Here is a 24,855-nt window from a genome sequence, read left to right on the forward strand (position 1 = left end):
GCTCGCGATGACGGCGACCCATCCAACATCACCGTTTCAGGCAGACCGCCATCGCGAGCAAGCTCGCTCCCACAGTTTTGATTGGTGGTGTTCACGAATTTTGTGCCCGCCACACATCCCCTGTGGGAGCGAGCCTGCTCGCGATGACGGCGGCCCATCCAACATCACCGGTTCAGACAGACCCCTATCGCGAGCAAGCTCGCTCCCACAGTTTTGATCGCGGTGTTCACAGATTCTATGCCCGCCACAGATCCCCTGTGGGAGCGAGCTTGCTCGCGATGACGGCGGCACATTCAACATCACCGTTTCAGGCAGACCGCTATCGCGAGCAGGCTCGCTCCCACAGTTTTGATTGGTGGTGTTCACGAATTTTGTGCCCGCCACAGAACCCCTGTGGGAGCGAGCTTGCTCGCGATGACGGCGGCCCATCCAACATCACCGGTTCAGACAGACCCCTATCGCGAGCAAGCTCGCTCACACAGTTTTGATTGGTGGTGTTCACGAATTTTGTGCCCGCCCCACATCCCCTGTGGGAGCGAGCCTGCTCGCGAAGACGGCGGCACATTCAACATCACCGGTTCAGGCAGACCGCCATCGCGAGCAAGCTCGCTCCCACAGTTTTGATTGACGGTGTTCACGAATTTTGTGCCCGCCACAGATCCCCTGTGGGAGCGAGCTTGCTCGCGATGACGGCGGCCCATCCAACATCACCGGTTCAGACAGACCGCTATCGCGAGCAAGCTCGTTCCCACAGTTTTGATCGCCGGTGTTCCGGTCTTTCCAAGTCCTACCTGGTAACGCTGTGGTATGACGACTTCTGTTTTTTATGATGTGAGAAATAACCTCTTCGCTATGGAGACCCCATCATCTGTTGGTTTTTGTGTGATTTACCGGTTGACAGTCTGACGGAAACGTCCGAATAATCAGCTACGTTGTATGACGACATACAAATAAAAATCACAATACATGGTGTTCTTCCCCTTATGAGAATCACAGGCGTTCACGTCGAAGTCTTTTCCACCCCTTCGCGCCGCGCTCAAGACAGCGCCGGCCACGCTCATCCGGGCGAGGAGGTTCTGATCAAGATGGCCTTGCTGCGAATTGGCTGCGATGACGGCAGCGAGGGCTATGCCTTCGGTCCGCCTGAGTTGGTTCGTCCGCACATCATCGAGTCCTTTGTGCGCAAGGTGCTGATCGGCCGGGACCCAATGGACCGCGAAAGCATCTGGCAAGACTTGGCGCACTGGCAGCGCGGCAGCGCCGGGCAGTTCACCGACCGCGCGTTGGCGCTGGTGGAACAAGCGCTGTGGGACCTGGCCGGGCGCAAGCTCAAGTTGCCGGTACACAAGCTGATTGGCGGCTATCGCGACAAAGTGCCGGCGTACGGTTCGACGATGTGTGGCGATGATCTGCCGGGGGGCTTGTCCACGCCGGACGAGTACGGCCAGTTCGCCGAAAAACTGGTCCAGCGCGGCTACAAGGCCATCAAGTTGCACACCTGGATGCCGCCGATTTCCTTCGCCCCGAATCCGCAGATGGACATTCAAGCCTGCGCCGCCGTGCGTGAGGCAGTCGGTCCGGACATCGCGCTGATGCTCGACGGCTACCACTGGTACAGCCGCATGGACGCGCTGACCATTGGCAGGGCGCTCGAGCAACTCAATTTCGCCTGGTTCGAAGAACCGATGATGGAAGATTCCGCTGAGTCCTATGCCTGGCTGGCGGCCAATCTGGACATCCCGGTACTGGGCCCGGAAAGCATCGCCGGCAAGTTCCACAGCCGCGCCAGTTGGGTCACCCATAAGTCCTGTGACATCCTGCGCGCGGGCGTGGCCGGGGTCGGGGGGATCGGGCCGTGCCTGAAGGTGGCGCACCTGGCCGAGTCGTTCGGCATGGACTGTGAAGTCCACGGCAATGGCGCGGCGAACCTGGCTGTAGTCGGTGCAATCAGCAATTGCCGCTGGTACGAGCGCGGCCTGTTGCATCCCTTCCTCGACTACGAAGAAGTCCCTGCGCACCTCAATAGCATCGTCGACCCGATGGACGCCGACGGTTTTGTGCACCTGTCTGATCGGCCTGGGTTGGGCGAGGACATCAACTTCGCGTATATCGAGGCCAATACCTTGTCTCGACATTGATCGCGCACCACGTCCGCGGCCGATAGCTGCCCGGACGACAAGTCTTTATAAATATAAGAAAGGACTGAACCATGAAACTCTGGCCCAAGCGCCTGACCAGGCTGCTGTGTGTCACCGTGGCCCTGTGCACAGTGCAGGTGCCCGTCAGCCTGGCTCAAGGCGAAACGCCCGCCGACCAATTGGTGGTGGGCATGAGCATGATAAACCTGCTGTCCCTGGACCCCGCCGCGGCAACCGGCCTGGAGGTCGCCGAGGTTAACGCCAACGTTTATGACATGCTCCTGGAGCAGGACGCGGCGCAACCGGACACGCTGATCCCGGCCCTGGCGAAAACCTGGGAGGTCAGCCCCGACCGCATGCGCCTGACCTTCCAGTTGCGCGATGACGTGCGTTTTCACTCCGGCGCACCGCTCACCGCGCAAGACGTCGCCTGGTCGCTACAACGGGTGGTCACCCTCAACCGCGCCCTGGCTTCGACCTGGAAAGCCTACGGTTTCACCGCCGACAACGTCAGCAAACTGATGCGCGCCGAAGGGCCGCATACCTTTGTCATGGACCTGCCGCGCAGCACCGACCCGATGCTGGTGCTTAACACTCTGGCGACCTCTCCCAGCGCCTTCATCATTGATCGCTCGGTCGCTTTGCAACATCAGGTCGGTGACGATCAGGGCGCCGCGTGGCTGGCGACCCACACAGCCGGCTCCGGTGCCTTCAAGCTCGACATCTGGCGCGCCAACGACGTGATTCTGATGAGTCGTCATGACGACTATTGGCGCGGCCCCGCGAAGTTGCGCCGGGTGATCATGCGCAACATGACCGAGTCCCAGGCCTTGCGCCTGATGGTCGAGCGCGGTGACCTGGACGTCGCCCGAGGCATGGCGGCCACTGACATCAAGGCGCTGGGCAAGGTCGATGAGGTACGCATCCAGAGCATCGCCCGTGGCACGCTGTATTACGTGGCGATGAGCATGCAACAGCCGCTGTTCCAGGACATCCGCGTGCGCCAAGCCATCCGCCTGCTGATCGACTACCAGGGCATCAACGATGTGGTGATGCCGCACTACGGGGTGATCAATCAGCGGCCGATGCAACTGGGGCTGCCGGCACGCCTGGAAGATCCTGGCTATCGCCTGGATGTGGCCGAGGCGAAGCGTCTGCTGGCGGCGGCGGGGCACGCCGAAGGCTTCAAGGTGAGCATCCGCTCGCTGACCGATCCGCCGTTCATCAACATCGCCACCAGCCTGCAAGCGACGCTGGCCCAGGCAGGTATCCAGGCCACGATCATCACCGGCACGGGAAATCAGATTTACGGTGCAATGCGCGACCGCCAGTTCGACATCCTCGTCGGTCGTGGTGGGGGCGGGGCGGAGCGTCATCCGCATTCAAGCCTGCGGGCCCTGGTCTACAACCCGGACAACCGCACCGAAGCCAAGCTGAGCAACTTCCAGGGCTGGCGCACCTCGTTCTTCAACCCGCAGCTCAATCAGTTGATCGAGCAGGCCGAGCGCGAGCAAGACTCCGCGCGCCAGCGGGAAATGTACGCGCAGATCCAGACCCTCTACGACCAGCAGGCCGGAGCAATCATGCCGGTTTCACAGATGGTCGACGAAGTGGTGATCCACGCTGACGTGCGCAACTACATCGGCCATACCGCCGCCACCACACGTCTTCGGGACGTTTACAAGCAGCGCTGAAATCGACGGCCGCAGGGCCAAGGCAGGAATGAACATGTCGACTGCATCCTTTTCAATCTGGACATCCCGGGTCGCTTCGGCGTCCCGGCGCAGCGGGTCGGTGGCGGTGACGCTGCTGGGGCTGCTGCTACTGACCTTTTTCATCGGACGGGTCATGCCCCTGGACCCGGTGCTGGCCATTGTCGGCCCGGACGCTGACACCTCGGCCTATGCCCAGGTGCACCAAGAGCTGGGCCTGGATAAACCGTTGTGGACGCAGTTCGCGATCTACCTCGGGGATCTGCTGCACGGTGACTTCGGCATGGCCTTGCTGACAGGCAACCCGGTCATCACCGACATCGCCCGGGTCTTCCCGGCCACCTTGGAACTGGCCACCCTGGCCATTCTGTTCGGCGTGTTGGCGGGCTTGCCGCTGGGCGTCTACGCGGCGACACATCAGGGGCGTGCCGGGGACCATATCGCGCGGCTGATCACGCTGTTCGGTTACTCCACGCCGATTTTCTGGATCGGCATGATGGCCTTCCTAGTGTTCTACGCCTGGCTGGGTTGGGCCGGTGGCGTCGGGCGCATCGGCCTGGCCTACGATGGGCTGATCCCCAAACACACCGGGCTGCTGTTGATCGACACCGCCTGGTCCGGCGACTGGGAGGCCTTTCGCAGCGCGTTGCGCCACATCCTGCTGCCGGCGGTGATCCTCAGTTTCAACTCGGTGGCTTACATCAGCCGCATGACCCGCAGCTTCATGCTCGAGCAGCTGTCCCAGGAATACATCATCACCGCCCGGGTCAAGGGTTTGTCCCAGCGGCGCATTGTCTGGGGCCATGCCTTCGGCAACATCCGCGTGCAGCTGTTGACCATCGTTGCGCTGGCCTACGGCGGGCTGTTGGAAGGCGCGGTGCTGATCGAAACCGTATTTGCCTGGCCGGGCTTCGGTCAGTACCTGACCAGCAGCCTTTTGCTTGGCGACATGAACGCGGTGATGGCCTGTGTCCTGCTGATCGGCCTCATCTTCGTGACGCTGAACCTGATCAGCGACGCGCTGTACAAGATCTTCGACCCGAGGACTCGCTAATGAACCTGCCTCTTGCTTCCAGCGCAGCCGGCAGTGCCGCGCTGCCATCTTCAAGTACGGCAGCGATGGCCGTCAGTGCCTTGCGCCTGCTGCGTTTCCTGCTGCGCAACCCGATGACCTTTGCCGGCCTGATCGTCGTCTCGACCCTGATGCTGGTCGCGGTTTTCGCGCCATGGATTGCCGGTCACGATCCGCTGTTGCAGAACCTTGCCGGGGCGTTGCAAGCACCCAGCAGCGTCCACTGGTTCGGCACTGACGAATACGGTCGCGATGTCTTCGCCCGCTTGGTTTACGGCTCGCGCATCACCCTGTACATCGTTTTGCTGGTGACCGTGATTGTCGGGCCAATCGGCTTGCTGGTGGGCACGGTGTCCGGTTACTTCGGCGGTTGGGTCGACAGCCTGTTCATGCGCATCACCGACATCTTCATCTCGTTTCCCAGCCTGGTCCTGGCGCTGGCGTTCATCGCTGCCCTCGGCCCGGGCCTTGAGCATGCGGTGATCGCCATCGCACTGACCGCCTGGCCGCCGATTGCCCGACTCGCTCGCGCTGAAACCCTGCCGCTGCGCAACGCTGACTTCGTCGTGGCGGTGCAGCTTCAAGGCGCGTCGAGTACCCGGGTCATCCTGCGCCACATCATTCCGATGTGCCTGTCCTCGGTGATCATCCGCCTGACCATGAACATGGCGAGCATCATTCTCACCGCCGCCGCCCTGGGCTTTCTCGGCCTCGGCGCCCAGGCACCGTTGCCGGAATGGGGCGCTATGATCTCGACCGGACGGCGCTACATGCTCGAAAGCTGGTGGCTGGTGGCGGCGCCCGGTGCGGCGATCATGCTGGTCAGCCTGGCCTTCAACCTGTTGGGCGACGGTTTGCGCGACGTCCTTGACCCACGTAGCCAATCCTGAGGAGCAGCCCCATGACTGAGATAAAACTTGCCGTACAGGACTTGTGTGTGGAGTTTCGCAACGCCGGCAAAATCTCCCGGGCGGTGCGTGACGTGTCGTTCACTTTGGGCCGGGAAAAACTCGCCATCGTTGGTGAGTCCGGTTCGGGCAAGTCCACCGTTGGCCGCAGTCTCTTGCGCTTGCATCCGCCGACGGCGCGAGTCACCGCCAAGACGTTGCGTTTTGCCGATATCGACTTGCTGGCCGCCAGCGAAAAGCAGATCCAGGCGATTCGCGGTGCGCGCATGTCGATGATCATGCAAGACCCCAAGTACTCGCTGAACCCGGTGGTGCGGGTCGGCGAACAAATCGCCGAGGCCTATCTGGCCCATCACAAAGTGCCCCATCGCGAGGCCCGCGAACGCGCCCTGGACATGCTCGCCAAGGTACACATTCGCGACCCGCAGCGGGTCTACGACCTGTACCCCCATGAAGTCTCGGGCGGCATGGGCCAGCGGATCATGATCGCCATGATGGTGATCACCGACCCCCAGGTGATCATCGCCGACGAACCCACTTCTGCCCTGGATGTGTCGGTGCGCCGGCAGGTGCTCAACGTGCTGGAGGAGTTGGTCAGCGAGCGCGACCTCGGGCTGATTTTCATCAGCCACGATTTGAATCTCGTGCGGAATTTCTGTGACCGCGTGCTGGTGATGTACGCCGGCCGCGTGGTCGAGTCGATTGCCGCCGCCGACCTGGATCAAGCCAGCCATCCCTATACCCGTGGCCTGCTGGCCGCACTGCCGAGCCTGGATCATCGACGCGCCACGCTGCCGGTGTTGCAGCGTGACCCGCAGTGGTTGAATGCTTGAGGAGCCTGTCATGAGCATGATTGAAATCGCCGGCCTGAACCTTTGTTTTGGCACCGGCGCGGCACTGAACGCGGTATTGCACGACGTCGATTTGAGTGTTGCCGAAGGCGAGGCATTCGGCCTGGTAGGGGAGTCCGGTTCGGGCAAGACCACCGTGCTGCGCTGTCTGGCCGGGCAGTATCAGCATTGGACCGGGCAACTGCAGATCGCCGGCCAGGCCGTGACCCGCAACCTGCCGCTGAACCACTATCGTACGGTGCAGATGGTGTTCCAGGATCCCTACGCCTCGCTGCATCCGCGCTACACCATTGATGCCGCGTTGCAGGAACCGTTGCGCATCCACGGCATCGACGGGCGTGCGCAGAAGGTCAGCGAGATCCTGCGCAAGGTCGGCTTGAACGACAGCTTCCGCTTTCGTTACCCGCATCAATTATCCGGTGGCCAGCGCCAGCGCGTGGCGATCGCCCGCGCGTTGATCCTGCGTCCCCGGGTGCTGTTGCTGGACGAACCGACCTCGGCGCTGGATGTCTCGGTGCAGGCGGAAATCCTCAACCTGCTGGCCGACTTGCGCCGCCAGGAAGGCCTGACCTACCTGATGGTGACCCACGATCTGGCGGTGGTTGCGCACTTGTGCGATCGGGTCGCGGTGATGCAGCAGGGCAGGGTGGTGGAGACGCTCGACAGTCAGCTTCTGGCGAGTGACGGTGCCACGCACGCGTACACCCGTTTGCTGGTGCAGGCCAGTCGCGACATACAAGGCATCCCTGTCGCCGTTTGAATTAAACCCTGATTCATCAGTTGCATTTGTTTTAACCCGTAAAAGACGTTGAACCCCAGGTTTCAATGCCGCGCACGCGCTCGCCTGTGATTTAGCGTTTAACCCAACTAACCCGTTCAACCAACAAGAATAAAAAAACATGAAAAAGACATTGGTAATACTTTCTCTCGCTTCCTTGTTTACTTCGGTTATTGCCCAGGCCGATACCGGCTATATCAATGTACGCCACCAATATGCGGAAAAAAGTCGCATGCATGCCGACCGTGCCAAGTTTGGTATTCGGCTGGACAGTGGCCTGGGTCTGGAGGGTGAACTCAAATACAAGACCGCCGGTGACCGGCAAGACGTCGCCTTCGACAATACCGTCGGCAGCGGTCATGAATTTACCGTCAACTACCAGCACAAGATCAATGATCGCTGGATGCTGACGCCCTCGTTGGCCTTGGACAGCGACGAAGAATCCACCACCTACAAGCTGGGCCTGCGCCTGGGTTACCGCGTGACCAAAGAGTTGAGCATCGCCGGTCGCTACCGTTTGGATTCAGCCAAACTGGACCGCGACAAGATCGACCGTGACGTGCCGCATAATGGGCAGGACGATCAGACGGTCAATCGTTACGATGTATATATCAACTATGGCCCCCAAGGACCGTGGGCCTATGAATATCAGTTGACTTACTTCGATGCCGACTACATTCGCTATAACGGCGGCACCGACGACTATGAACAGAACGCCGTGGTCAAATACCAGTGGGATAAACGCTGGGCACCGTTCTTTGAAGTGGGTGATATTAAAGTCAACTCGGTCGACAGCGATCGCCAGTTGCGGCTGCGGGTCGGTGTTAAATACAGCTTCTTCTAAATTGTAGGAGCACGGGTCGACGCTAAGTCTGTGAACACCGGGATCAAAACTGTGGGAGCGAGCTTGCTCGCGATGGCGTCGGATCGGCAGACATCGATGTTGAATGTACCGCCGTCATCGCGAGCAAGCTCGCTCCCACAGGGGGGCGGGGGGTCATTCGTTGTAAAAAGCCTGCCGCTGCTGCGTTTCACACAGGCGCATGCGGCTATTGCTCAAATGCAGGTACATGGCCGCCCGCGCCGCGTCGACATTACCACTGGCGATGGCGTCGAAGATCTGTTGATGTTCGGCGTTGATCCCCTGCAGGTAGGCGCTGCGATCACTCTGCCCGGAATAGGCGGAGTTCATCCGGGTACGTGGGATCAGCTTGGTACCCAGGTGCTTCATGATGTCGATCAGGTAGTAATTGCCAGCGGCCTTGGCGATTTTCAGATGGAACTGGAAATCGGCATTGATGGTGGTGCCGGACTTTTCCGGGCCTTGCAGCAACGCTTCCAGCGCCTGGGCCAGTTCGGCCAGGGCTTGGGGCGTGGCGCGCTCGGCAGCCATGCCGGCGGCCTGGACTTCCAGGCTCAGGCGAAACTCCAGCAGGTTGAGCACATCCGACAACGTGGCAATCGTCGCCGGCCCGAGGGTAAAGCCCTCCGGCGCCGGCATGTCCAGGACAAAGGTGCCGACCCCATGCCGCGTCTCCACCAGCCCCGCCGCCTGCAAGCGCGACAGCGCTTCACGCACCACCGAACGACTGACGCCCTCGGCTTCCATGATATGCACTTCGGTGGGGAGCTTTTCGCCGCGCTTGAGAATGCCTTCACGCATGCGCTGGGCAAAGCGGTCCACCAGTGTTTCGGCGAGGCGGCGCGGTTTATTCAATGGAGATAACGCTTGATCCGTCATCGGCTTGCTCTAGTGTGATCAGCCGGCATTATAGTGCGTTTCGACGTTAGGTCGCGGCTATAATGCCGCGATCGTCTGGCTTTAATGGATAGGTGCAATGGACCGTGTCACACCCGATCGACGCCTGAGCATGACCCAGCAACTGGTGGTCGATCTGACGCAGCAGATACTGGCCGGCGAACTGCCCGCAGGCAGCAAACTGCCGACCGAGCAGGTCATCATCAAGGACCGTGGCGTCAGTCGTACGGTGGTTCGCGAAGCCATGTCGCGGTTGCAGGCCGAAGGCCTGGTGGAAACGCGTCACGGCATCGGCACCTTCGTGGTCGACACTGCTCGCCCGGGGGATTTCCAGGGCAGCAAGCACGTCAAGGGTGGCGCGTACGACGCGCTGGCGGTGATCGAATTGCGCCAGAGCCTGGAAGTCGAAGCCGCTGGCATCGCCGCCCAACGCGCTACGCCGCAGCAGTTACTGGCGATGCGTGAAGCGCTGGATGTGGCGAACGCTTCTGAAGCCGCGGATGCCGAAAGCGCCCAGGTGGATTTCGAATTTCATTTACAGATCGCCCAGTGCACCGGCAACAGCTTCTTTATCGATGCCATGGCCCATGTGGGCAATACGTTGATCGCGGTGGTTCAACAGGCCGGGCCAGCTGTCACGGCTGAGAATCGCGCCTTGGTGATTCGTGAGCGCGAGCAGATCTACGCAGCGTTGGCGCGCCATGATGCCGAAGCAGCCCGGGCTTCGATGCGGTTGCATTTGATCAACATGCTGCAGCGGGTGCGGGGAGCGGTTGAGTCGACGACGCAATAACCTCCACAAAACCTGTGTCCACCACACCCCCCTGTGGGAGCGGGCTTGCTCGCGAAGACGGCGACCCATCCAACATCACCGTTTCAGACAGACCGCCATCGCGAGCAGGCTCGCTCCCACAGTTTTGATTGACGGTGTTCACGAATTTTGTGCCCGCCACAGATCCCCTGTGGGAGCGAGCCTGCTCGCGATGACGGCGGCACATTCAGCATCACCGGTTCAGACAGACCGCTATCGCGAGCAAGCTCGCTCCCACAGTTTTTTGGTGGTGTTCACGGATTTTGTGTCCGCCATACATCCCCTGTGGGAGCGAGCTTGCTCGCGATGACGGCGGCCCATTCAACATCACCGGTTCAGACAGACCGCTATCGCGAGCAAGCTCGCTCCCACAGTTTTGATTGGTGGTGTTCACGAATTTTGTGCCCGCCACAGAACCCCTGTGGGAGCGAGCCTGCTCGCGATGACGGCGGCACATTCAGCATCACCGGTTCAGACAGACCGCTATCGCGAGCAAGCTCGCTCCCACAGTTTTGATTGGTGGTGTTCACGGATTTTGTGTCCGGCATAAATCTCCTGTGGGAGCGAGCTTGCTCGCGATGACGGCGGCCCATCCAACATCACCGTTTCAGACAGACCGCTATCGCGAGCAAGCTCGCTCCCACAGTTTTTTGGTGGTGTTCACGGATTTTGTGTCCGCCATACATCCCCTGTGGGAGCGAGCCTGCTCGCGATGACGGCGGCCCATCCAACATCACCGCCCCAGACAGACCAAGAAGCTCAGGTCTCCAGCGCGGGCCCCTTCAGCTCAATCTGATTGCCATCCGGATCGAAGCAATAGATCGACCAACCTTTCCCCTCCGCGCCATAGCGCATCTGCGCTTTCTCAACACTCAGGCCGGCTGAGGCCAAATGAGCGATGAGGGCTTGTTCATCAAACGGTTCGATGCGCAGGCAGAGGTGGTCGACGTTGTGCCCTTGCTTGCCAGCCGCCGGCCCACCCTCGCGCCCCAGCGGCCCGTCGACAGCCACCAGATCAATCATCGAAACACCGGTGCTGAGGTGGAGCATTCCAAGATCGTCCCGGCGCTTCTTGAGCTCGCAACCGAGCACGGACGTATAGAAAGCGAGGCTGCGCTCGATGTCTTTTACGCGCAGGACGATGTGGTCGATGTGTTGGATCGTGAAGTTCCTCATGCGGGCCTCCTGTTCAGTGCTAGCCGCTAACGGGTTACTTCACCTTAGCTACCCATGCAGGAATGTCGTCGTAAAAGTCAGCTCTGCTGTGCCTGATTAACATCCTCTTGCGCACCGGATGATGCCTGGGGCCCATGACTTAAAAAAATTTTGTTTGCCCTTTGGGACCAACTCAGGAAAACCTCCTCGATACGATTGAACTCCGGCTCATCCAGATACATATGAAAAATCCCATGGGCCAGATACTCGGTGACGCCAATGAGTTTTTCAGTTTCTGTGTAGGTGGCGTTTTTTACGCAAGGAGGGTACTTGATCGTCGATTTTGCGCCGGAGCCGGGCGCCGTTCGTTGACTTTCGATATTCCAGCCTGTCTTCAAATCAGCCAATAACACTTTGATCGAGGCGCAGAATTCGGATGTCAGCAGGGCGAGAACTGCATCCCTATGCTCAAAGGGGGAAATTTTTTCCAGTTGCTCTACAAATGCTTCCAGTTGCCGAAGCTGTACGCGAATGTCGGCAGCCTTGAAACCCAGTGACCGCCATTGTTTGCCGCCTGTTATTTTCAGGTCGGGCTCGCCCTTGCGCGGGCCGATATCCTTGGCTGACAGACTCTTGTCATAGGCATTCTCACGCACGTAGCTGAAGCTCATGAACGCGCGAAGCACGATCTGGTAGATCGCCCTGGTGGTTTCTATCTTCTCTTGGTTGACTCTTTGGGCTTCACGTCTGTGATCTTCTGCTCGTTCCCGTCTGCTTCTTTCCTGGGCATTTCGGCCTTCATGCCGGGATACGAGTATTGCCACGATGATTGCGTAGATGCTGCCGATGCCTTGAAGCCACGCGGGAAGATCCTTGCTGCCCCAAATCAGTACCGCAGACATGATTATGATGAAGGACGTGGCAATGGTGCCGTACATGAACAACTGAGAGTCTTGATTCGATTTTTGATGGGCTTTGCTCAAGGTCTTCGTGATGCCCAGGACAAGCAAGCAGGATAAAACGATGATGAAAAACGTAGCACGTTGCCCGATGGCGTCGGCGGTGAGGAGGGTCATGAGCTGATCTTCGTTGTGACGCTCAGAGGGGCGGGCGTTCCAGGCATTTTCGGGCTTCCTTGAGGATTGATGGCTCAATGCTATCCTCTGGGTCTTCATTCGGGCAAGGCTCGCGAAGACGCCAACCCATCCACCACGAATATCCGGACACACCGCCTCATGATGAAATGGTTCAAGACCCTCACCCGCACAGATGGAATTGCGACGCTCGCCTTACTCGTCTCCATTGCATCCGCTTTCTTCAGTTACCAGCAATATCAGGACAGTGTCGCCAGCCGCAGGACTCCGATCATCATCCGGGTCGGCGCCGAACACAGCAAGGTGTCGTTCTACAAGGCCTATAAAGATGATCAGGACGTACTCTTCAAACAGCGCTACAAAATCATCCTCACCAACAACAGCTTCAACCCGGAAAGCGTCATCGATTGGCGAATATGGGAGCGCAGGGAAGAAGGCGGTGGGGAATACGCTGGTATGAAATACAAGCTGCTGGATTCGACGGGCACACCCATGACCTTGCCTTTCCTGATCGCCGCGAAAGAAAGCAAGGTGGTCTTCCTGGATGTCGGCCAGAAGGTCACGCCAGAGGCATGGGCAATGGTGGAGCAACGTGTGAGCCTTGATAAGGAGATGGACTGGTTCGAAGCTGACAGGATTTTTGCCGACGCGGGCTATCCGCTGTTCGGGCAACTCACGCCCGGGGAAAGCTCCAGGTATCAAGGTCTGCAAGTTAACCGTTGGCTGGCCGGTCCTGCTTATCAGGAGTTTCAGTTGAACTTCAGCAAGGCTGATGGTTATGAGGTGGCTGCGAAGTTGTCGTTGAATGTCAGTGATATTTATCCACAGGGGGAGGCGGAGCGTTAGGTTGGGGCATCGAACGTTAAATCCCAGTTTGGGATGTGCACAAATCGAAGGAGCATCTACTTTCAATCACCAGAGGCGTGTCGTGCTCTGACTTAGATGTTCGTCTCCAACCGTTCGAGCCTTTGGTGACAATAAGTTCGGGATGACGCTCGAGGACATGCCCTACGTCGTAACAACTTTCTCGCACGCTATCAATACATCTGATAGCGTGCAAAAAACATGATTCAAGTGAGGCGGAAGGCTTCTTCAATCGTCTTGATCAAACGGTGGCCATCTACACCTTTGTAGGCTTGGGGATTTGACGCCAGCTCAGCAGGCACTTGGTCAAGAAAGCTCTTCAAATCGCGCGCCAGCCGTTCCGGTAGCTGGGCCATTCCTTCGGTGAGACCGACGGTCAGTACGATCACATCCCTAAAGTGTTTTTTGATATCGCGACTGTCTACTGGAATACCTTGCTCAAGCTGCGCCTTCTTGTTAAGCCACGCATGGGCTTTGAGGGGAACGAGCCGGTCGGCACCAATGTGGCTGATATCCTGGGTGTGATCGACGCCGTCCAGAAGAAAGGCGTAGTACTCGTCATCAAGAATGATCGCAGACAGGCTGGCGGCTTGCTCCTCCACGGGGACCTTGGTCATTCTGGCCGCTTCTTCGTGCTCCAGGCCATCCGGGACACGGGAAAACAGCTCGACCTGAACGGGAAAGGATTTGTCCTCCGGATTCTGGAAGCGATAAAAAACCGGGGAGTCCCCATCGCTGTCACCATTCTGGCGAATGGCATAGCCACCGTCCTTGATGAACTTCCAGAACTGCCCGACGAACGCACGATCAAGCGCCTCGACGACCAGGACGATATCCAGATCCTTGGTCAGTCGAAATTCCTCACCCAGTTCCTCCATGGCAATCGAAGCAGCCACCCCGCCAATCAGAACGTAGCTGCCCTGGAAATCCCTGAAATACTCTCGAAACCGGTCGACACCCACTACCATTTCACGTTCTCCATCATTTCATCCAGACACATTTGCACGCGTTCATCATGGTCATCCTTGAGGCTCAGATAGAGAGAAAAGGGGTCCACCGTTCCAGTGGCGATGTTGCTGCGCGGCGGCTCATAACTCCAAAACTGAATGCAACACGCGGCATGGTTTTGCGGCACTTCAAGGTAGGGCGCCGTGGTCTCGAGTTTCGACTTGGCCGTTTTCGAAGTTGAGCCCCAAGCGCCGAATTCCTCCCCGTAGGCCGCATTCTTTTCAGTTTGAGCATGCTCCCGAATATGCTCGAACTGCGCTGCCGTCATCGCATAGCAAGGGACTTTTGGGCCGGCGAGAAGACTCATTTCAGCCAGGGCCGTTTCTCCGGCCAGCAACATTGGGGTGTCGTCAAAAACCTGGGGAATTGCATTGAGCCAAAGTGCTTTTTTGACCGGCGTACGCATGGACTCCTTGGCCATCTCCCAAGTCTCCCTGGGGGACAAGTGAAACAGGATCGCGGCCTCACCCATTTCCTTTCCAGGCTTAACAATGTCCAAGTCGGTCAGTTCCTTGATCGCTCTGCTGACGGTCATTTTCGCGTAGGTAAAGGACTTCTCGAAGGTAGCGCGAGTGGTCAGGAGCTGGTGGTGCCATCCCTTGATCAGAAATTGAATCAGCATGGCTTGGGTGGCGGGGCTCAGGACCTGAGGTTTTTCCAGGCGCTGGCGGTAATACTCACGCAAATCCATACCAAAGGCCGGAAGAAAAAGCTGATTGCCCGGCACGATGAACTGGACGCCTTTCTCCACCAGTCGCTTGCGGTCATAGCTCGGAAGCGTGTCGGTGACGAAAATCATCAGGTCGCCGGTATCGGGCAACTTGTTGGATGCCTGCAAGTTGTGGATGGCCTGGATATGCTTGGCGACATCCGCAACGCTGGCTTCACGCTGTGGACGCTCCTTGAGAATGAGGCAGCCGGCCCCGAAGATCTCTGTGACAAAAAATTCGTAGCGGTCACGCAATGCATACGGAAGGATCTTGACGTGCTCCCACGGTTTCAAGCGCAGCTTCAGGCCTAGCACGTTCTCTACGTAGACTTTGAGCTCGATCAGATCACGCCTTTCGGAGAGCTCATGGTCTTGGCGGATAGCAGTCATGGTCATTCTTCCGTATCACGATTCCAGCACGGTATCAGAGGTTGTGATAACGTGCAAAATTCTTGATATTTTATGGTGGATATTGACGCGTAGGGTGATGGAGAGGACGTTCCAATCCATTCTGCCGAACCCCAACCTTGTGGCGAGGGAGTTGCTCTCACCAGGCGGCAATGGCCTTTTCCATCAACCGCAAACGCAGCTCCGGCTTGTCTTGCCTGGCCCCGATATCAATCCAACCATGGTGCCTGTAAAACCGTGCCGCCCTGTGGTTCGTGTCGCTCACAGACAATCTCATCCGCTCGCACCCCAACCCTGCAAGAAAGTCGGTCGCGTAGGCCAGCAGCAACTTCCCTGCACCACGTGATCGCCACTCAGGGGTTAGGTAGAAAAAATGGATGTAGCCCACTGCGGGCTCAGCCTTCAGCCGCGACATTTCTATCTGGCCCACGATCTGCGTTTCATCCCAGGCATGGACAATGCTGCCAGGAAGCTCGGCTGCTTTTTCTTGGAGAGATTGAAGGTAACGCTGTGTGCCATCCGGGTCGTGCAGTTTTTGTGTGGAACCAAACGCGCAGAGCAGCATGTCTTCAAAGAAACGTACGCAAACGCCGCTGTCCTGGTCGAGGTTGACTGGACGCAAGTGCAGGAGAAAAACGGGTTGAGCGTCGCTGCGCATCATGGTTCGTGACCTCATGCTTCAATGGGTTGCTACGCTGGTACTGCCAGAATTTGGAACCGACCAGCAACGGACCCAAAACCATGAAAAGACAAGACCTTCTCCAGACCCTGAAAACCCGCTTCGACCAGAACCCACATCGCCACCCGGACATCCTCTGGGCCGACGTCCAGGCCAAGTTGGAAAGCAACCCTAACGCCCTGAAGTCACTCCAGGCAATGGAAACCACCGGCGGCGAACCCGACGTCATCGACCAGAACAAAGAGACCGGTCTCATCACTTTCTGCGATTGCGCCAAAGAAAGCCCGACCGGTCGCCGAAGCCTCTGCTACGACCGCCCCGCCCTGGACGCACGCAAGGTAAACAAACCCAAAGGCAGTGCGGTAGAAATGGCCGAAGAAATGGGCATCGCCCTGCTGACTGAAGACCAGTACCGAGCCTTGCAGCAGCTTGGCGAGTTTGATGCCAAAACGTCCAGTTGGCTGGCAACACCCCCTGAACTTCGCGCCCTCGGCGGTGCGCTATTCGGTGACTATCGTTATGAACGGGTGTTCGTTTATCACAATGGTGTGCAGTCGTATTACGCGGCGCGAGGGTTTCGGGGCTGGCTTTGTGTTTGAGCAGGGTAAGCCCCTATGCCTCACCAAGCCGAGAAGCCACACCGATGATGTATGTCACCCGGCGACAAAGTACTTGGGCGACAGGCATTCAGCGCGCAATTCAATCGTAAGGTCTTTCTGCCTGAGGTCTCGAATGGTACGCCCTCAGGAAGTTGTAGTACTCGCGGTAGTACTCATCTGGGATGCCCGCATTTATGGAATCGTCGATAACGGCGCGTAGGCTTGGCCGGTACACCGTCTTGATCTCTCTCATCCTCGACACTCGAATTTGATCGAAGACATCAGGACCGTCATAGGAGCTATAGAGGTATCGCTCGCCAACTGAAAAACCCCGTTTTGCAAGCATCGCGTCGACGATGGATTCCGCCTGTTCAGGATGGATTCGGAACCATTCTGACGAGCGTCCGGTGGCGAGGTGCCCGATCGGTGTACCGAACACAGCTCGGCGATGAATGTAGCGTTCGATATCAGCCAGCTCTTTGGCTGACGTACCCCAAGTACACCGCGCGAGATCGTAGGTGGTGAACAGCACGAGAAAGGGGTTGTAGGTTCTTCCTTCTGCGATCCGCATCTCGGGAGTTCGCTTGGTCGTTAACCCGATTTTGGCGATTCCCATATCCCTGACATCCACTGCAATGTAAAGCCACGCATGGGGAGAAGGCGGACAAGCCGCGTAGTACTCACTCCTTTCTGCCGGCTCATCATCGGAATCGAACCCCATACCACTCCCTCTGTTTTTTCAGTCGAAACTCAGAACATCACTACCTTTGGTTTCAAGTATCTCAGCAAACCCCGGCAACCGCGCCACAAACTCCGCCTCAAACGCCAGATACCGATCCTGCGCCGCCAGGTAACGAATCTCCGGCTTGACCCGCGCAATATCCTTGGACGACAGCTTCATCACCTCACTGCTGCACTGATTCCAAAACCACGCCAAGGTCTGCGTGCCAAACGTATTCGTCCGGTAGTTCCACACCCACCAATCCCCATGCCCCCGGGCAACATGCAGTTGCCCATGAAACGTGCGCAACGTGATGACCTGCTTGGGCTGCGTAACCAGCAGGCGCGTGTCCTGGCGCAGATCACTGCCAAAGCCGTCCAACAGCGCCTTCGTCGTAGCGCCGGTCACGAAGTTGAAGCGCCACGCCAGCAGCACCGTCTCCTGATAGCCCGAGTGCTCAAGGTTCTGCCGCTCGCCTTCGCTGAACAGCAGGACCTCGTCACCTCCCAGGTACGCGGTCGCCGCCCGCAGTTTATAGGCGTCAGCGGGCATCGGCTTGGCGGCAGTGGCCTGGTGCGGCGGGTCTTGATTCCAGATCCAGCAGCGCGGGCCGTTGTGCTGCATGAACAGCAAGCGGCGCGGGCCGATGGGCAGGATCGTCAGTTCATCCGCGTACTCGAAAATGACCTCGCTGGAGTCTGCCGTGATCCGCCAGATCCGCGTCAAATGCTCGGGTTCGTAAATACGCTGACGTTCGAATATCTCTGAATCGACCACGACACAGGGATCTTCAAACTCCGACCATTGCATCCCGGCAGGTCCGAAACTTTGGATGTCATCGCCCTGGCGAATCTCATATTGGTAGCGGTCATCCGAGCTGTAAGCGCCGCTTTTCACCCGACGCCTCCACAGGCTGCGCTGGGTGTTGGCATCGATGAGCTGCAAGTCTGCGCCGTCCACCCCATCGGTGCGGTGTTCGAGCATGTCCTGCTCAGCGGGCGGCCATGGGTTGTAATCGATCAGAAAACACAGCCACTGGTCTTCCTCCTGCTCGGTGATGGCGGCCCAGCCGTTGCGGTAGTTGTAGTCATGCACGTAAGTGGGGCCGGGATAGTCGTGGACTTCCTGTAGCCAGTTCAGCTTGCTGCGCTTGGGCTTGCTGGATTTACGGTCGGGGGCGGCAGGCTTTTGCGGCTCGATCAGCCTCGGCGTGAACCTCGGTTCTGCGCTTTGGCCTTGCCAGTGTTGTGCAAAGGCTTCGCGTTGATCGGCCGGGACAATCACCGGTCGGTAATCATCGCCACCGGCGTCCAGGTTCCACAGGTCAAAGCCGTGACGCGCCAGCACAGGTGCCAACGCCTCGAAACAGACCTCGGCCATTTCGTTGGAAAGCTCATCCAACAGCGCCTCGAATTCCGGCCCGGAAAACACACCGATGTCGGGATAGTAATGCTGCAGCAGCCCAAGCAACTCAGCGCCGGGTGTTTTCCAATCGATATGAACCAAGGGATCAAAACGGGATTGCATCACGCCAGCCTTCCTTGTGAACTCGCCTGCGCGCCATCTTAGCCGTACACCGCCTGAAAAGAATAACTACCACGGTGGCGAGGGAGCTTGCCCCCGCTGGGCTGCGCAGCGGCCCCAAAACCATCCTGCCGCCCATCAGAACTCCCCACCCAAATAACAAACCGGCGAACTCCCCTCCGCCCGCTTCTCCACCTCATCCTCCAACCATTCAGCCAACACCACGGCATTGTTCTCGACCGTGGATTTGGCGGCGTATACCAGGGTGAGATTGCCGCCCCGCGCAACATCCACCAACCGCCACCAACACTGCGGCCGCGCAGCCAACTCCTTGCGATAGGCCACCTTGAACTGCTCAAACGAAACCGCCCCCGCTTTGAACGCCTTGCGCAGCTCATGAGAAGGCGCCACCTCTGGCAACCACTGCGCGATGGGGAGTTCGTCCTTGCGACAATTACGCGGCCATAGACGGTCCACCAGAACCCGTACGCCGTCCTCGGTGCTGGCTGCTTCGTAGGCTCGTTTGCAGTGGATCATGGGGCCTGCCTGTGGGAGAGGGGACAGCGTCAGAATAGGCCGAGGTCAGTGATCGGGTTGAGTCCCCCCGCGCAACCTGCTGAGATAATCCTAATATCGATGCTCGACTGGGGTCCTGGGAAGTGCTGATCCACAGCATGGCGGCCGCAAAGGTGTGGGGCTTGACAGGTCTGGGATACTGAAAGTAGTACCGCGGTTACGCGATGCGTCTATCACGACACAAGGTGCCCTATGCGCAGTGAAGACCTCAAGATATTGTTCGACCAGCAAGCTGTCAGCTACGACAAGCAATGGGAAAGGATGGCGCCGATTCGCGCCGCTCTCTATTTGCTGCTCGAATCTCAGTTCGCCGGCCTGCCGGAAAATGCCCGGATACTCTGCGTCGGCGTTGGCACGGGGGCGGAACTTGCCCATCTGGCGGAGCGCTTCCCCGGCTGGCATTTCACTGCTGTCGACCCTTCGGGCGCTATGCTTGATGTCTGTCGTCAGAGGGCCGTTCAGCATGGCTTTCTCGCGCGCTGCCATTTTCACGAAGGCTACCTGGATACGCTCGTCGCCGAGGCCAGCTACGACGCGGCTACCTGCTTGCTGGTCTCCCAATTCTTGTTGGAAAAAGGTGCCCGTATCAGGTTCTTTCGCGAAATAGCCCAGCGCCTTAAACCCCACGGAATATTGGCGAACGCCGACCTTGCCTCTGATACCGAATCGCCTGCCTATGAGGTGCTGTTACGCAGTTGGATGACATTGATGTCCTCCGATGGTCTTCAGCCAGAAGTGCTGGAGCGAGCGCGTATTGCTTACGCCAGAGATGTTGCGATCCTGCCTGCGCAACAGGTCGCGAGCCTTATCAAGGCCGCCGGGTTTGACGCCCCTGTACAGTTCTTTCAGACGGGATTGATGCACGGATGGGTCTGTACGCGGCGAGCACATCTGGAGTGAGTTAGAGACATTTTCATAAGCGTGCGTAGATGACGGGTAGGGCCTTGAAGACTGAGCGGGTGGAGCGAGGCGCGGTGTGCCGTTTGTTACGGATGCTGACTCATTCATATTAATGCTGCTTGTTTGCACAATTTTGCTGTAGCGCGACTCGCCGCCCACTCCTGAAGCACAGTGTGCCGCCCAGCGCCGTCAACAAGCTCAAGGCATAGAACATCGTCGGCGCTGGGGTGTGCATGAGCAGGAAGCCGCAGATCACCGGGCTCAACGCGCCGCCCAGGGCCGCGAGGTTCTGCGCGCCGTAGTAGCTGCCGCGCAGTTCTTCCGGTGCCAGGGTGTCAACGAAGAGGAATTCGGCAGGGTAAATGATCATCTCACCGAGGGTGAAAATGAACATCGCCACGCACCAGGACACCAGGCTGTCGGCCAGGCTGAAGCCGATCAGACCGAGGATGAATAGGCTGGTGCCACCGGCGATCCAGTAGCGCAGCTGTTCGCGCTTGAGAAAGCGGCCGATCTGGTATTGCAGCAGGATCACGGCAATCGCATTGCAGGCGAGCAGGGCCGCCATGGTTTGCAGCGCGCGCTGGGAGTCCTCGACCACCAGCAGGTATTGCGACAGGTACAGGGTAAAACGCCCGTGGACCACGGTACTGAGCAGGCAGCCGCAGGTGAACATGATCAGCGTGCGGTCGTTTTTCAGGGTCACCAGGGTCTTGAGAAAACTCTGTGGCTGACCGATCGCGGGGGCCGGGGCCGAGTCGCTGGGAATGCCGCTCATCAGGAAGATGCTGCCGAAAGCGATGGCGCCGGCAATCAAGAACGGTGCAATCGGGTACACCCCGGCAATCACCACGCCGAGCATCGGGCCGGTGGCGTAGCCGATATTGGTAAGGGTGTAGCGTAGGGAAAACGCCTTGGCCCGCTGTCCCACGGGCAGGTTTTCGCTGAGGATCGCCTTGGAACCGATCAGGAACAGGGCCGACGCGGTTTCGGTGATCACCAGGGTCAGGGTAGTCAGGTAGAGGTTCTGGGCGAAGGTCAGCAGTACGAATCCGATGGCGCTGGAGAGCATGGTCAGGATCAGTAGCCGGCGTTTCTCCAGGCGATCGATGATGTAGCCACCGTAGAGCGCGAGCAGGGTGGCAATGAACACCGCGATGCCCAGCAACAAACCGACGTCCTGTTGGTTGAGACCGAGTTTGTTGCTCAGGAACAGGGTGAGCAACGGGCTGGTAATGGCTCGGCTGACGACGATAGTCAGTGAAACGATCATCAGGCGGCGGATGACGAGCGAGTAAGTGGCCACGGTGGGGCAGATGTCCTTATTCCAGTTTTTAGCGTTTGTTTGCGCCGAGGCACTGCCATCGCGAGCAGGCTCGCTTCCACAGGGGAAGGTAATTCAATTGTGGGAGCGAGCCTGCTAGCGATAACGCCCGATCAGGCAATAAAAGTTTCAACCCAACCACCGATCGAGCAGTCCAACCGACTCCAGCGTTTCCAGCCGCGCTAGTTGCCCCAGCAACGCCTCGGCCTGCACCCGCGGCATCACTCGCTCCGCCAGGCTGAAAAATTTCTGCTCCAGCGCCGCATCGCTCAACGGATTGGCTGGCGCACCCAAGGGCGGATCGACGCACAGCCGCGCCTGCCGACCGTCCACGGTCCGCACGCAGACCACGGGTTCGCCATCCTCTGACCGTCGCGGGTCAACTTCAAGGCGAATGCGCGACAGCCAGCGGTCAATCCGCGGGTCGCGGCGCGCGGTCTCGTCATAGGCTTCAAGTCCGCAATGCCCGTGTACCAGCCGCGCCGCCAGGGCGTAAGGCAGGCTCATCTGCGCTGCCGGCAGCGTGCTGACATCCTGGCCACCGCACATGTCCTGTAGAAACCCGCACAACGACACCTGAATGTCTTCGACCTGATCGGCGCCGACTTGCAACTGATCCAGCAGCAACCCCAGCGCATCGATGGCCGAATGGGTGCCACGGCACGAGGCATAGGGCTTGATCGAGCAGCGTGCGAGTTTCCACACCGATCCGAGATCCGCGTCCATCGCTTGCGGTTCTGCCGTCGGCCCGGCCAGGGTCTTGAGAAAACCGCCCCAGACGTCATCGAACAGCCTGGCCGGCCCGGTGATGCCCTGCTGGGCAAATCGCGCGGCCAGCAATCCTCCTTCAGCCGCACGACCGCTGTGCAGCTTCTTGCTTTGCGAACCGTCATGGATGAACGCCCACAAGCCGCCGCTGAAACTGCCCGCAATGCCAAGCGCAGCGAGCGTTTGCCCGGCGTCCAGTCTCAGGATGCGCGCACTGGCGGCTGCTGCGCCGAACACCCCGCAGGTGGCAGTGGAATGCCACCCCGCGCCGTTGTGCGCCGAATAGCCGCCGCAGGCTTCGAGCACCCGGCGACCGACTTCATAGCCAAGCACCACGGCCGTGATCAGCTCACGACCGTTGACCGTTCCGGGCGCCATCGACACCGCGGCCATCACCGCCGGTAGGACCACCGCTCCGGAGTGGTCGCAGCCACCGGTGTCGTCCAGTTCCAGCGCATGGGCGGCGACGCCGTTGAGCATTGCCGTCTGGGCGGCGCCGAGTCGCAGGTTGGTGCCCCAGACCAGGCTGTTGCCGGTTTCGCCCTCGAAGACCTGACGTGCCTGCCGTGCGACGTCGCTGTCCGCGCCGGCCAATGCCGCTCCGAACGTATCGAGGATGTGCCGTTTGGCCTGCGCCACCAGCGCCGCAGGCAAGTCTTCGAAGCGAGTGTCGACGCAGAACTGCGCCAGTCGCTGCAGGCGCTCGGTCATAGCAGGTAGTCCCGATAGTGCCGCTCGTACACCGAGGCGGGGTGATCGCCGGCCGTTGGCAGCGCCGAGTCCGCCCACCATTGGGCGACTTCGCAACCTCGGGCGATCCATACATCATCGTGCTGCTGGATGCTCCGCAGCAGCTCGCGCAACACGCCGATTCGCCCCGGCGTGCCGATGATCTCGGGATGCAGGCGCAGCACGTAACACAGGCCGAAGCGGTGAAACCCGGCGAAGTCCATTTGCAGATTGCCCAGAGTGTGACTGTAGGAAGCGATCCGCGATTGCGCAGGTGGCACCGCCGGGCTCAGGTTGAAGGCGAAGTAGGGCTCGTCCTCCAGTTCATAGTGCAACGGCAGTTCGATAATCCCGGGTGCGGTAGGGTGAGCGAAAGGCAAATCATCGCCACGCCATGACGACGACCAGCTTATGCCGTGTTCGCCCAAGGCCTCGATGAACCCCGGTGCGCCATTGCCGGCGGGGATGCGAAAACCGCTGGGGCGCTGGCCGGTCAGCGCCTGCAACGCTGCACACCCTCGGGCGACTTCGTCACGCTGCTGCGCCAGGTCGAGAGTGTCGTAGTTGCAGTGGCGATAACCGGCGCAGGCAATTTCGTGCCCGCCTGCTTGAATCGCCTGGATGTGTTGCGGGTTTTCTTCGGCAACGATGCCGGGAATGAACCAACTGCTGCACACCTTCAGTTCGTCGAACAGCCCCAACAGGCGCTCGACACCCCGTTGTGTGCCGTAACGCCACACGGACAGGGTCTTGTCGCGCCCGGCGACTTCCGGGGCTTGGGTGAGAATGCCGTGGATGTCGTTGTAATCGACCGTCAACACGACAGCGCAGCGGTAGCCCTGGGGCCAGAAAACCGAATCAGCCATGGTGATGCTCCTTGAGCCACCACTGCGCGACATCGCGGCAGGTGGCAAACCACACGTCGTTGCGCTGGCGCATGTGTTCGAAGAGTTTTTCCAGCAGCAGGATGCGTCCCGGCTTGCCGGTGATCTTGGGATGGAACAGGGTGGTCAGGCACAAGCCTTCATTCATGGCACCGTCGTATTCGCGACACCAGTTGTCCAGGGTCAGCTCATAGCTGGCGGTGCGATCCAGCCCTGACGGAAAATCCGGCGCGCGGGTATAAGCCAGTGAGGCGTAGTCATCCATCTCCCAGCGACCGGGTATCTCCACCAGGGGCGTGTCAAAACCCGGCACCTTCACCAGGTACGGGCGGTCGTCGCCACGCATGCTGCTGGAATAGGTCACGCCGGCCTCGACCAGCATCGCCGGGGTCTCGGCGCGCCAGTCGCCGGAGGGGGTGCGAAAGCCTTCGGCGCGGATGTTCAAGTGGTTCCAGAACACCTCGCGGCAGCGCTTCATCACGTCCTTCTGCTGTTCCAGCGTCAGGGCGTAAAAGGATTCGTGCTTGTAGCCGTGGTACGCCACCTCATGCCCGCGCTCGACAATCGCCTGGCACTGCTTCGGCCAGTTCTCAACGACCCAGGCCGGGACGAAGAAGGTGGTCGGGATGCCGAAGGCGTCGAGCAGATCGAGCAGTCGCGGCAGCGCCCGGTAAGGACCATAACCGCCAAATCCGAAATACTCAGGCTTGTGCCAGATCGAGCCGTTGAGCATGGCATCGCCGGTGGGGCCGTCGAGGTCGAAGGCCAGGGCGAGGCAGGCTTTGTGCGGCGCCGGCCAGGTGGGTTGGGGTGAGGAGGACATCGTGGTGCTCCAGCTATTTCATAGGTAAAGCCCAATCCGTGTGGGAGTGAGCCTGCTCGCG

At 59.3% G+C, this 24,855-nt stretch carries 24 protein-coding genes; 11 read left to right on the forward strand and 13 right to left on the reverse strand.

The features are described 5' to 3' along the window. Nucleotides 1-983 precede the first annotated feature (983 nt). From GKKCFE_RS03250 to GKKCFE_RS03280, 7 genes are all read left to right on the forward strand, one after another. Entirely contained in the window at nucleotides 984-2,138 is a 1,155-nt protein-coding gene (locus tag GKKCFE_RS03250; RefSeq protein WP_047230519.1) for a mandelate racemase family protein, read from the forward strand. Between the two features lie 71 nt (nucleotides 2,139-2,209). Then, a complete protein-coding gene (locus tag GKKCFE_RS03255) occupies nucleotides 2,210-3,832 on the forward strand; it encodes an ABC transporter substrate-binding protein (protein WP_076386265.1) in 1,623 nt (540 codons plus the stop codon). Nucleotides 3,833-3,866: 34 nt separating this feature from the next. After that, the gene (locus GKKCFE_RS03260; protein ID WP_076386263.1) at nucleotides 3,867-4,904 is read left to right on the forward strand and encodes an ABC transporter permease; all 1,038 of its coding nucleotides are present in this window, start codon (nucleotides 3,867-3,869) and stop codon (nucleotides 4,902-4,904) included. Then, on the forward strand, nucleotides 4,904-5,812 hold the full coding sequence (locus GKKCFE_RS03265; protein ID WP_047230516.1) for an ABC transporter permease: 909 nt from the start codon (nucleotides 4,904-4,906) through the stop codon (nucleotides 5,810-5,812). Before GKKCFE_RS03260 ends, GKKCFE_RS03265 begins: the two co-directional genes overlap by 1 nt. A gap of 11 nt (nucleotides 5,813-5,823) precedes the next feature. Beyond that, entirely contained in the window at nucleotides 5,824-6,663 is an 840-nt protein-coding gene (locus GKKCFE_RS03270; RefSeq protein ID WP_076386261.1) for an ABC transporter ATP-binding protein, read from the forward strand. Between the two features lie 10 nt (nucleotides 6,664-6,673). Continuing rightward, complete coding sequence (locus GKKCFE_RS03275) at nucleotides 6,674-7,441, forward strand: ABC transporter ATP-binding protein (RefSeq protein WP_076386259.1); 768 nt, start codon at nucleotides 6,674-6,676, stop codon at nucleotides 7,439-7,441. Between the two features lie 139 nt (nucleotides 7,442-7,580). After that, nucleotides 7,581-8,303 (forward strand): oligogalacturonate-specific porin KdgM family protein, encoded by a 723-nt coding sequence (locus GKKCFE_RS03280; protein WP_076386258.1) that lies wholly within the window; start codon nucleotides 7,581-7,583, stop codon nucleotides 8,301-8,303. Nucleotides 8,304-8,456: 153 nt separating this feature from the next. Here the strand turns inward: GKKCFE_RS03280 and GKKCFE_RS03285 are convergent, their stop codons facing one another. Next, on the reverse strand, nucleotides 8,457-9,200 hold the full coding sequence (locus tag GKKCFE_RS03285) for a FadR/GntR family transcriptional regulator (protein WP_047230512.1): 744 nt from the start codon (nucleotides 9,198-9,200) through the stop codon (nucleotides 8,457-8,459). A gap of 97 nt (nucleotides 9,201-9,297) precedes the next feature. Here GKKCFE_RS03285 and GKKCFE_RS03290 point away from each other — a divergent pair, with 97 nt between their 5' ends. Further along, nucleotides 9,298-10,011, forward strand: coding sequence for a FadR/GntR family transcriptional regulator (locus tag GKKCFE_RS03290; protein ID WP_047230511.1), 714 nt, complete (start codon nucleotides 9,298-9,300; stop codon nucleotides 10,009-10,011). A 777-nt stretch (nucleotides 10,012-10,788) separates the two neighbouring features. On the opposite strand, the gene GKKCFE_RS03295 is transcribed toward GKKCFE_RS03290, so the two are convergent. Then, complete coding sequence (locus GKKCFE_RS03295) at nucleotides 10,789-11,205, reverse strand: VOC family protein (protein ID WP_160891566.1); 417 nt, start codon at nucleotides 11,203-11,205, stop codon at nucleotides 10,789-10,791. Between the two features lie 77 nt (nucleotides 11,206-11,282). Continuing rightward, entirely contained in the window at nucleotides 11,283-12,260 is a 978-nt protein-coding gene (locus GKKCFE_RS03300) for a hypothetical protein (RefSeq protein ID WP_445577473.1), read from the reverse strand. 159 nt (nucleotides 12,261-12,419) lie between these two features. Between GKKCFE_RS03300 and GKKCFE_RS03305 the strand changes: the two genes are divergently transcribed. Continuing rightward, nucleotides 12,420-13,124, forward strand: coding sequence for a hypothetical protein (locus GKKCFE_RS03305; RefSeq protein ID WP_047227441.1), 705 nt, complete (start codon nucleotides 12,420-12,422; stop codon nucleotides 13,122-13,124). Between the two features lie 224 nt (nucleotides 13,125-13,348). On the opposite strand, the gene GKKCFE_RS03310 is transcribed toward GKKCFE_RS03305, so the two are convergent. The 3 genes from GKKCFE_RS03310 to GKKCFE_RS03320 form a co-directional block, all read right to left on the reverse strand. Continuing rightward, nucleotides 13,349-14,110, reverse strand: a complete 762-nt coding sequence (locus tag GKKCFE_RS03310; protein ID WP_445577474.1) for a hypothetical protein — start codon at nucleotides 14,108-14,110, stop codon at nucleotides 13,349-13,351. Beyond that, nucleotides 14,104-15,249, reverse strand: a complete 1,146-nt coding sequence (locus GKKCFE_RS03315) for a hypothetical protein (protein WP_047227443.1) — start codon at nucleotides 15,247-15,249, stop codon at nucleotides 14,104-14,106. Before GKKCFE_RS03315 ends, GKKCFE_RS03310 begins: the two co-directional genes overlap by 7 nt. Before the next feature lie 157 nt (nucleotides 15,250-15,406). Continuing rightward, nucleotides 15,407-15,928 carry a GNAT family N-acetyltransferase gene (locus GKKCFE_RS03320; protein WP_172833805.1) on the reverse strand — a complete coding sequence of 174 codons (522 nt, stop codon included), beginning with the start codon at nucleotides 15,926-15,928 and terminating at the stop codon, nucleotides 15,407-15,409. Between the two features lie 80 nt (nucleotides 15,929-16,008). Here GKKCFE_RS03320 and GKKCFE_RS03325 point away from each other — a divergent pair, with 80 nt between their 5' ends. After that, nucleotides 16,009-16,545 (forward strand): DUF4256 domain-containing protein, encoded by a 537-nt coding sequence (locus GKKCFE_RS03325; RefSeq protein ID WP_445577475.1) that lies wholly within the window; start codon nucleotides 16,009-16,011, stop codon nucleotides 16,543-16,545. A gap of 100 nt (nucleotides 16,546-16,645) precedes the next feature. On the opposite strand, the gene GKKCFE_RS03330 is transcribed toward GKKCFE_RS03325, so the two are convergent. The 3 genes from GKKCFE_RS03330 to GKKCFE_RS03340 all read right to left on the reverse strand — a co-directional run bounded on the left by GKKCFE_RS03330 (nucleotide 16,646) and on the right by GKKCFE_RS03340 (nucleotide 19,327). Next, nucleotides 16,646-17,266: a GIY-YIG nuclease family protein gene (locus tag GKKCFE_RS03330; RefSeq protein WP_047227445.1), complete on the reverse strand. Its 621-nt coding sequence runs from the start codon at nucleotides 17,264-17,266 to the stop codon at nucleotides 16,646-16,648. An 18-nt stretch (nucleotides 17,267-17,284) separates the two neighbouring features. Continuing rightward, entirely contained in the window at nucleotides 17,285-18,793 is a 1,509-nt protein-coding gene (locus tag GKKCFE_RS03335) for a DUF6630 family protein (protein ID WP_445578025.1), read from the reverse strand. A 135-nt stretch (nucleotides 18,794-18,928) separates the two neighbouring features. Further along, nucleotides 18,929-19,327, reverse strand: coding sequence for a DUF488 domain-containing protein (locus tag GKKCFE_RS03340; RefSeq protein ID WP_047227447.1), 399 nt, complete (start codon nucleotides 19,325-19,327; stop codon nucleotides 18,929-18,931). Nucleotides 19,328-19,558: 231 nt separating this feature from the next. On the opposite strand from GKKCFE_RS03340, the gene GKKCFE_RS03345 reads away from it, so the two are divergent. Further along, nucleotides 19,559-20,266, forward strand: coding sequence for a class I SAM-dependent methyltransferase (locus tag GKKCFE_RS03345; protein ID WP_445577476.1), 708 nt, complete (start codon nucleotides 19,559-19,561; stop codon nucleotides 20,264-20,266). Nucleotides 20,267-20,375: 109 nt separating this feature from the next. Here the strand turns inward: GKKCFE_RS03345 and GKKCFE_RS03350 are convergent, their stop codons facing one another. The 4 genes from GKKCFE_RS03350 to GKKCFE_RS03365 form a co-directional block, all read right to left on the reverse strand. Further along, entirely contained in the window at nucleotides 20,376-21,572 is a 1,197-nt protein-coding gene (locus GKKCFE_RS03350) for an MFS transporter (RefSeq protein ID WP_445577477.1), read from the reverse strand. Nucleotides 21,573-21,719: 147 nt separating this feature from the next. Next, nucleotides 21,720-23,069, reverse strand: a complete 1,350-nt coding sequence (locus GKKCFE_RS03355) for an MmgE/PrpD family protein (RefSeq protein WP_445577478.1) — start codon at nucleotides 23,067-23,069, stop codon at nucleotides 21,720-21,722. Beyond that, nucleotides 23,066-23,953: a polysaccharide deacetylase family protein gene (locus GKKCFE_RS03360; RefSeq protein WP_445577479.1), complete on the reverse strand. Its 888-nt coding sequence runs from the start codon at nucleotides 23,951-23,953 to the stop codon at nucleotides 23,066-23,068. The genes GKKCFE_RS03355 and GKKCFE_RS03360 overlap by 4 nt, the downstream gene beginning before the upstream one ends. Further along, nucleotides 23,946-24,794: a polysaccharide deacetylase family protein gene (locus GKKCFE_RS03365; RefSeq protein ID WP_188252251.1), complete on the reverse strand. Its 849-nt coding sequence runs from the start codon at nucleotides 24,792-24,794 to the stop codon at nucleotides 23,946-23,948. Before GKKCFE_RS03365 ends, GKKCFE_RS03360 begins: the two co-directional genes overlap by 8 nt. Nucleotides 24,795-24,855 lie beyond the last annotated feature (61 nt).

This window comes from Pseudomonas sp. E141 (assembly GCF_052659885.1).